Source organism: Pedobacter sp. 01N416, assembly GCF_056399685.1.
This window is the reverse complement of record NZ_JBFTRT010000481.1, coordinates 1-6,995: the sequence shown is the minus strand read 5'-3', so window position 1 is coordinate 6,995 and position 6,995 is coordinate 1. Positions and strand designations below refer to the sequence as shown.

Sequence of the window (6,995 nt, the reverse complement as noted above, 5' to 3'; positions counted from 1 at the left end):
TCCTTGTGAATTAAATATTTAACCTCTTTGGCCAATTGCATAACCGCAAAGATACTTTTATTGATAAATATTGCACGCTTAAATTGTTGTATTGTTGTAATTTTGTTTAAAGTTTAGGTGGCAGAAAAAAGTTTTGAACCACAGATGAAGAGAATAAACACAGATGGCATTTTTTCGTAGCAGCACAAATGTTCTAAAGCTCTAAATTAGGTGCGGAACACAAAAAAATGTCCACAACAATCTGTGTTCATCTGTGAGAATCTGTGGTTAAAGTAATTATGATATGAACTACGCATCAGTTATAGCATCGCCTGTTGGCACAATAACCATCTTAGCTGATGACGAATTTGTACATGTAATTACTTTTGCTGAAAAGGATATTACAGGATTATCAGAAAACGCACTTACGGTAAAGGTAGCCAATCAGTTAAATGATTATTTTAAAGGCGACTTAAAGGATTTTGATTTCCCGTTGAAGCAAAAAGGGACTGAATTTCAACAGGAGGTCTGGCAGAATTTACTGACTATACCTTTTGGCGAAACCACTTCATATGCCAAATTTTCTGCACACAATCCATTAGCGATACGGGCTATTGCTGCAGCAAATGGAAAAAACAATATTGCCATTGTAGTACCATGTCATAGGGTAATTGGCAGTAACGGCAAACTGGTGGGGTATGCAGGTGGTTTATGGCGTAAGCAATGGCTACTACAACACGAACGTGAGGTTGCCAAAAAAGGACAAACTGAATTAAAATTTTAAAACCCTATTTTTTTTGCAGATGAATACAGACCAAGCCGAAACAACTAAAAATTATATAAAAGCCATCCGTTTAATTAATATTGAAGATAACAAGTGTGCTTTTGAAACGGGTACAATCCCTATCCGTCAACATATCAATGCCAATTATTTTTTCGCCCAAACCGATGTATCAACTTTAGAGAAGATCCCTCATCCTGCACCAAGGCGTCAATACGTAATTACGCTTAAGGGTAAACTTCGGTTTACAGTAAGCAATGGCGAAACATTTATTATCGAGCCGGGGATTATACTCATTGCCAATGATACGGCCGGAGAAGGGCACACCTGGCAAGTTATAGAAGGCAATGAATGGGAAAGAATCTATATTCCCCTGGAAGATGATACCAACGATTATTTTATCGCAGATTAACGTTTTTAAAACCAGCTAAGCTCATAATTGCACAAAAAAGCTTAAGCGGTAATTTTTTCACCACGTTTAACACTGAAAAGCATAAATATAACACCGACCAAAAGTACAATCCAGCCCCACTGGAAATGAACAACTTTACCGATAAGTTTATTGGCGAAGCCATATTTAGTATAATTATTTGCAGTAAAATAAACAGCAACTACCGCTAAAACATACCAGATAGCCATTACGAAACTCATAAACTTAAAGGCACCAACTTTTCTGATAAACAGAAACAATACCGAAATGGCAATAATGGCATAAGTGATCAAAAACAAACGTGCATCTGATTGATACAAATTCCAATTGCCTTTAATGGGTACTTTTAACATTGGGCAGAAACCTGCAATAATACATAACAAAATGCCTAACCAAGCCCTGAATTTATTTAATACTAACATATTTTTTGGTTAATCGGTTAACTGTCTAAATTGGTTAATTGTTTATGACAGAAGTTAATGATTAATAGTTTAATAGCTAACTTGTCTGGCATTTTTTAATGACTAATGACTAATGACTAATGACTAATGACTAATGACTAATGACTAATGACTAATGACTAATGACTAATGACTAATGAACCAAACTATTGTCCCTCAATAATCCCCATCTTATCTGCGAAGTGGGCACAGTAATCACGTAAATCTTCAACAATCAACGTTTCGTTTGTGGCTTTTAAAAAGCTATCGCCCATGGTTTGCAAAGTTTCGTAGAAGAAACGTTTCATCTCATCAACAGGCATATCCTTTGTCCAAAGATCTATCTTTAAAGTGTTTTTATAATTGTGGTCCCAAACCGATAAAAACATCGCCTTTGCAGGCACTTTATCAGCGTTTCCAGCATCTGTACTCTCCCAAAGTATATTATCTGGGTTATTGCCTTCATCTAACTCAACGGTTATTTTTATTTCTGCTTTTTTCATATAATATTGATTTCACCGATTTAACCGATTCCTCCGATTTAGACCGACTAATTTTTCCGGATGCAAAGATGCTTATTTAATTTGATTCCACAGATTGGTTGATTACACCGATAAAGATTGTTGAGAATTTTTACGTTTTAATTACGCTACTTTTTGGAGTATCAGCATCAAAACAGCTGCAATAACGATAAATATCAATTCAACCACCCAGATCCTTTTAATATCTTTTAACGTGAATCGGAAAATCATATCAGTAATAAAGGTTACAAGGATAAGGCAACCTAAAATCAGGAGATAAAAGCCGCTCATATCCACATGGCGTGGTGCTGTGCTTTTCTCTGAAACTAAATTTACAACCACTAATCCCAAACCAATGGCGCTAACGATATTTAAAGGCGTAATCCTAAAGTTCATCTGTGTTTATTTATTTGTTTTCAATTGTCAGATGGAGCCTTTGACAATTGAAATAATTATTTAGAAAATTAATAATTATTTTAATTGTGTCGGGTTCATTACTTTTTCTTATCGAATTTTTTACCTTTTTTAAAAGTCTTTACCTGCTTACCAGCCTTTGCTTTAGCTTTTTCTCGTACCTTTTTCTCTATCGCAGCAGCGTGTTTTTTCTCATGGAAAGCCCCTTTAAAATCAGGATCTTCCTTACGTTTCTGCATATCGATTTCCTTTGCAATATGCTGACGCTCCTCGTAAGGCGTTTCATCAATAAAAACACCTTCCGGAATTTCAGCCACTGGAATATATTGGCGGATCAATTTTTCGATCTTGCGGATATAATATTTTTCGGCATCCGTTGCTAAGGTAATCGCATCACCTTTGGCAAAAGCCCTACCAGTACGGCCAATACGGTGTACATAATCTTCGATAATGATGGGCACATCGAAATTGATCACATGACTTACATCACTCACATCAATACCCCTACTTGCCACATCTGTAGCCACTAGAACCCTGATATTACCTTCTTTGAAACTATTTATGGAGTTAATTCTGGTATTTTGTCCTTTATTGGCGTGGATCACACGGACATTCTCAGCACCATATCTGCGCTCAATGAAACTGTAAATATTATCAGCAACGGTTTTTGTTTTACAGAAAATGATCAGACGGTTAAAAGCCTCATCATTCTTCAGCAAATGCTGCAATAAATTAATTTTAGTTTTGAAATTGGGAACGTAATACAAAGTCTGCGTTACATTTGCTGCAGGAGTTGCTTGCGCAGATGCTTCAATCACAAGTGGATTATTCAAGAAATCGCCCGCAATTTTCTGCACTAAATCGCTCATGGTTGCCGAAAACAATAAATTTTGGCGTTTACGCGGTACGATTTCCAAAATCCGGTGTATAGAGCCAATAAAGCCCATATCCATCATTTTATCCGCTTCATCCAGCACCAAAAATTTTAGGCTCTGTGTATTAATATCACCAGCTAAATATAAATCCAGGAATCTTCCGGGTGTGGCAATTAAAATATCAACCCCTTTTGCAATTTGCTCTTTCTGTGTTTTCGGACCAATTCCACCAAAAATTACCAAGATAGGCTTTTTAAGCGGAAAGCTTAAAAGCAAGTCTAAAGCAAAAAGACCAAAGCTATTTAGAAAAGCAATTTCAGTAATTCTTCGGTTCCGGCAGCCCTGCTATCCGTTTTATCCCGATGAAAATCGGGATGCCCACTACTATCAGGTTTATCTAACCAAAAACAGTAACATTAAACTCAATTCCCCTATCCACAGCATCAAAATCTTGATACTTGATACTAACTACTTAACACTAAATTACTACCTTTGAAACCATGAATACTTACCTGATAAAAGCTGCCACAATTGTAAATGAAGGACAAAAAATTGTTGCCGATGTATTGATAAAAGATGGATTGATAGCCAAAATCGGTCAAAATCTATCTGCACCTGATGCGCAAGAAATTAACGCAGAAGGACAATACCTTTTACCAGGGATGATTGACGATCAGGTACATTTCCGCGAGCCAGGTTTAACCCATAAAGCCGATATTTTTACCGAAAGTATGGCCGCTGTAGCCGGAGGAATTACCTCTTTCATGGAAATGCCCAATACGGTACCCAATACCTTAACACAGGATTTATTAGCTGATAAATATGAAATTGCTGCCCAAACTTCGTTAGCGAATTATTCGTTTTATATGGGGGCCAGTAATGACAATATTGAAGAGGTTTTAAAAACCGATCCTAAAAATGTTTGCGGGATTAAAGTTTTTATGGGTTCATCAACTGGAAATATGCTGGTTGATAACGAAAAAACCTTAGAAAACATTTTTAGCAAAGCACCAATATTAGTGGCCACCCACTGCGAAGATGAAGCAACTATACGCGAAAACTTAGCCAAGTTCAAGGCGCAATACGGTGAAGACCTGACCATTGATATGCATCCTTTAATCCGCAGCGCAGAGGCCTGTTATAAATCTTCATCATTAGCGGTCGAACTGGCTAAAACTTATCGAACCCGCTTGCATATCTTACATATTTCTACTGCAAAAGAAATAGCACTATTCGATAATATTACCGTGCTAAAGGATAAAAAAATTACGGCTGAAGCTTGTGTGCACCACCTTTGGTTTAACGATAAAGATTACGCTTCAAAAGGAAATTTCATTAAATGGAACCCTGCGGTAAAAACCGAAGATGATCAAAAAGGTGTGCTTAAAGGTGTTCTTGAAGATTATATTGATGTAATTGCAACAGATCACGCGCCACACACACTAGCAGAAAAGCAGCAGCCTTACGCCCAAGCCCCATCTGGTGGTCCATTGGTACAACATGCCTTACCAGCACTACTAGAAATGCATTTACAGGGTAAAATCTCTTTAGAGAAAATTGTTGAAAAAACAGCACACAACCTGGCCATCTGTTTTGATATCGAAAAACGCGGTTTCATCCGTGAAGGGTATTGGGCAGACTTAGTGTTGGTAGACCTGAAAGATTCCTGGACAGTAACCAAACTTAATAATTTCTATAAATGTGGTTGGAGTCCGTTCGATGGAGATACCTTCCAGGGATTTCGAGACTGAAAAAAGCCCATACAATCCTGAGTTTGTTAAAGAAATATTAAAAGCAAAAGAAGATATCAAAAATGGCAAAGGCGTAAAAATTGCAGTCGAAGATTTATGGAAGTAATATTTGCTCCAAAGGCAATTGAGCACTTAAACTATTGGAAGAAATCGGGTAACAAAGCTATTCAGAAAAAAATTGAGCAGTTAATTATAGCAATTCAAGAAAATCCGTTTGAAGGGATTGGCAAACCAGAGCCACTTAAATATGAGTTATCAGGCTCTTGGTCTCGTAGAATAAATGAAGAACACCGCATTATTTATGAAATTCACAACGATGGATTAATTGTCATCCTGGAAATTCAATCCCTAAAAGGCCATTATTAAGGGGTGATTAAGCATTTTAAACATACAAAACTGATTATTCTAATCAGCCTCGCTATACTCATTTACCTCTTTGGTTTTTACCCTGGTCTGGTCCAAAAATATTATTCAACAGGTTTTTATCTTTACATTTCTTCAGCATTAAGGTTTATATCATCTATTTTTCCTTTCGCCATTGGCGATATCATTTATGCCTTATTGATTGGTTTTGTACTTTATAAAATTGTGAGGTTTTATAAACAACGAAAATCGCTAAAAAGACAGGATAGGATTCTTGTTCCTTTACAAACTCTCAACTTCTTCCTGATGCTCTATATCATATTCAAAATTGTATGGGGTTTAAATTACAGTCGGCCAAGTATCAGTGAAGAGCTGGGTATTGGCAATGAAAAATACAATGTTAAAGAATTGGTTGTTCTTGGCGATTATTTCATCCAAAAAACCAATAATCTAAAACTAAAACAGGGCAAAGTCCCGACCTACACGATAGATGAATTAGAAAAAAAATCGGCAACAGCCTATTCGCTTATGTCGCGAAAAAATAAATTATTCCAATATCCAAACCCTTGCTTAAAGTCTGTTTTAAATTCATGGCTAATCAGTAAAATTGGCATCGAAGGCTATTACGCCCCGCTTTCTGGCGAAGCCAATATGAATATGAATTTACCAGATTTCGTTAAACCTTATGTAAGCTGCCACGAAATAGGCCATCAATTGGGCGTCGCTTATGAGGATGAAGCCAATCTTTTGGGTTATCTCACGGCAAGCAACAGCGTTGATCTGAATTACCAATATTCTGCCAATTATGAAATGTTGCGGTATATTTTGTTTGAGATCAGGATGAAATCACCTGACGATTATAAATTACTTTATTTGAAACTCGTACCGCAGGTTTTAGCCGATTTCAAAACTGAAAAAGAATTCTGGCGAAAATACAATGGCAATATGTTCGGTTATATGGATGCCGCGTTCGATAGTTTCTTAAAACTGAACAATCAGAAAAAAGGAATCGATAGTTATCAGGATATTGTAATTTGGCTATGGAATATACATAAAAAGGAGTTGACAGTTGCCAATTAACAGTTGATGATGAAAAACTGCAAACCAAAAACTGAACTATCCGTGTATTGCTTCTTTAGTTCCAAAACTCTGAATCAATTCCCCTTCAAAATCTAACCATTCTTTCCAGCGTTTATCTACATCAACATCGGTACTGTATTTACGCGCAAAATTTAAAAATGTGGTATAATGCCCGGCTTCTGACACCATCAGTTCGTGGTAAAACTTGGCCAGCTCCTGATCTTTTATATTTAACGAAAGTACCCTGAAACGTTCGCAGCTTCTGGCTTCAATCATCGCCGCAAATAATAACCGGTCAACAAAAGCCATATTCCGGCTTCCATCTTTTTTGCTAAATTTCACCAAACGACCAACATAGTCA

At 36.7% G+C, this 6,995-nt stretch carries 10 protein-coding genes and 1 pseudogene; 6 read left to right on the top strand and 5 right to left on the bottom strand.

Annotated features, from left to right (window positions below):
- The first annotated feature begins 283 nt into the window (after positions 1-283).
- Both AC1DND_RS21905 and AC1DND_RS21900 read left to right on the top strand, forming a co-directional pair.
- Positions 284-763, top strand: coding sequence for a methylated-DNA--[protein]-cysteine S-methyltransferase (locus AC1DND_RS21905; RefSeq protein WP_477584731.1), 480 nt, complete (start codon positions 284-286; stop codon positions 761-763).
- A 19-nt stretch (positions 764-782) separates the two neighbouring features.
- A complete protein-coding gene (locus tag AC1DND_RS21900) occupies positions 783-1,172 on the top strand; it encodes a cupin domain-containing protein (RefSeq protein ID WP_029275368.1) in 390 nt (129 codons plus the stop codon).
- A 41-nt stretch (positions 1,173-1,213) separates the two neighbouring features.
- On the opposite strand, the gene AC1DND_RS21895 is transcribed toward AC1DND_RS21900, so the two are convergent.
- The 4 genes and pseudogenes from AC1DND_RS21895 to AC1DND_RS21880 form a co-directional block, all read right to left on the bottom strand.
- Positions 1,214-1,612, bottom strand: coding sequence for a hypothetical protein (locus AC1DND_RS21895; RefSeq protein WP_477584730.1), 399 nt, complete (start codon positions 1,610-1,612; stop codon positions 1,214-1,216).
- Between the two features lie 185 nt (positions 1,613-1,797).
- Positions 1,798-2,133 carry a gliding motility protein GldC gene (gene gldC / locus AC1DND_RS21890; protein WP_057932380.1) on the bottom strand — a complete coding sequence of 112 codons (336 nt, stop codon included), beginning with the start codon at positions 2,131-2,133 and terminating at the stop codon, positions 1,798-1,800.
- A 141-nt stretch (positions 2,134-2,274) separates the two neighbouring features.
- Positions 2,275-2,547, bottom strand: a complete 273-nt coding sequence (locus AC1DND_RS21885; RefSeq protein WP_477584729.1) for a hypothetical protein — start codon at positions 2,545-2,547, stop codon at positions 2,275-2,277.
- Positions 2,548-2,645: 98 nt separating this feature from the next.
- Positions 2,646-3,683: pseudogene (locus AC1DND_RS21880) on the bottom strand (DEAD/DEAH box helicase); the annotation flags it as partial.
- A 257-nt stretch (positions 3,684-3,940) separates the two neighbouring features.
- Between AC1DND_RS21880 and AC1DND_RS21875 the strand changes: the two are divergent.
- Genes AC1DND_RS21875 through AC1DND_RS21860 form a run of 4 tightly spaced genes read left to right on the top strand, consistent with a single transcriptional unit; the run spans position 3,941 to position 6,634 of the window.
- The gene (locus tag AC1DND_RS21875; RefSeq protein ID WP_477584728.1) at positions 3,941-5,191 is read left to right on the top strand and encodes a dihydroorotase; all 1,251 of its coding nucleotides are present in this window, start codon (positions 3,941-3,943) and stop codon (positions 5,189-5,191) included.
- Positions 5,160-5,297 carry a DUF2683 family protein gene (locus tag AC1DND_RS21870; protein ID WP_477584727.1) on the top strand — a complete coding sequence of 46 codons (138 nt, stop codon included), beginning with the start codon at positions 5,160-5,162 and terminating at the stop codon, positions 5,295-5,297. The genes AC1DND_RS21875 and AC1DND_RS21870 overlap by 32 nt, the downstream gene beginning before the upstream one ends.
- Complete coding sequence (locus AC1DND_RS21865) at positions 5,288-5,557, top strand: Txe/YoeB family addiction module toxin (RefSeq protein WP_029275375.1); 270 nt, start codon at positions 5,288-5,290, stop codon at positions 5,555-5,557. Before AC1DND_RS21870 ends, AC1DND_RS21865 begins: the two co-directional genes overlap by 10 nt.
- Positions 5,558-5,560: 3 nt before the next feature.
- Positions 5,561-6,634 carry a DUF3810 domain-containing protein gene (locus AC1DND_RS21860; protein WP_477584726.1) on the top strand — a complete coding sequence of 358 codons (1,074 nt, stop codon included), beginning with the start codon at positions 5,561-5,563 and terminating at the stop codon, positions 6,632-6,634.
- Positions 6,635-6,670: 36 nt separating this feature from the next.
- Here AC1DND_RS21860 and miaE read toward each other — a convergent pair.
- A partial coding sequence (miaE, locus tag AC1DND_RS21855) for a tRNA isopentenyl-2-thiomethyl-A-37 hydroxylase MiaE (RefSeq protein ID WP_477584725.1) occupies positions 6,671-6,995 on the bottom strand: 325 nt, incomplete at its 5' end.

Excerpts from the sequence above, each read along its gene's own strand:
- AC1DND_RS21900 (WP_029275368.1), top strand. The coding sequence starts at position 783 with ATGAATACAGACCAAGCCGAAACAACTAAAAATTATATAAAAGCCATC.
- AC1DND_RS21870 (WP_477584727.1), top strand. The coding sequence starts at position 5,160 with ATGGAGATACCTTCCAGGGATTTCGAGACTGAAAAAAGCCCATACAAT.
- AC1DND_RS21905 (WP_477584731.1), top strand. The coding sequence starts at position 284 with ATGAACTACGCATCAGTTATAGCATCGCCTGTTGGCACAATAACCATC.
- AC1DND_RS21895 (WP_477584730.1), bottom strand. The coding sequence starts at position 1,612 with ATGTTAGTATTAAATAAATTCAGGGCTTGGTTAGGCATTTTGTTATGT.
- gldC (WP_057932380.1), bottom strand. The coding sequence starts at position 2,133 with ATGAAAAAAGCAGAAATAAAAATAACCGTTGAGTTAGATGAAGGCAAT.
- AC1DND_RS21865 (WP_029275375.1), top strand. The coding sequence starts at position 5,288 with ATGGAAGTAATATTTGCTCCAAAGGCAATTGAGCACTTAAACTATTGG.
- AC1DND_RS21875 (WP_477584728.1), top strand. The coding sequence starts at position 3,941 with ATGAATACTTACCTGATAAAAGCTGCCACAATTGTAAATGAAGGACAA.
- AC1DND_RS21885 (WP_477584729.1), bottom strand. The coding sequence starts at position 2,547 with ATGAACTTTAGGATTACGCCTTTAAATATCGTTAGCGCCATTGGTTTG.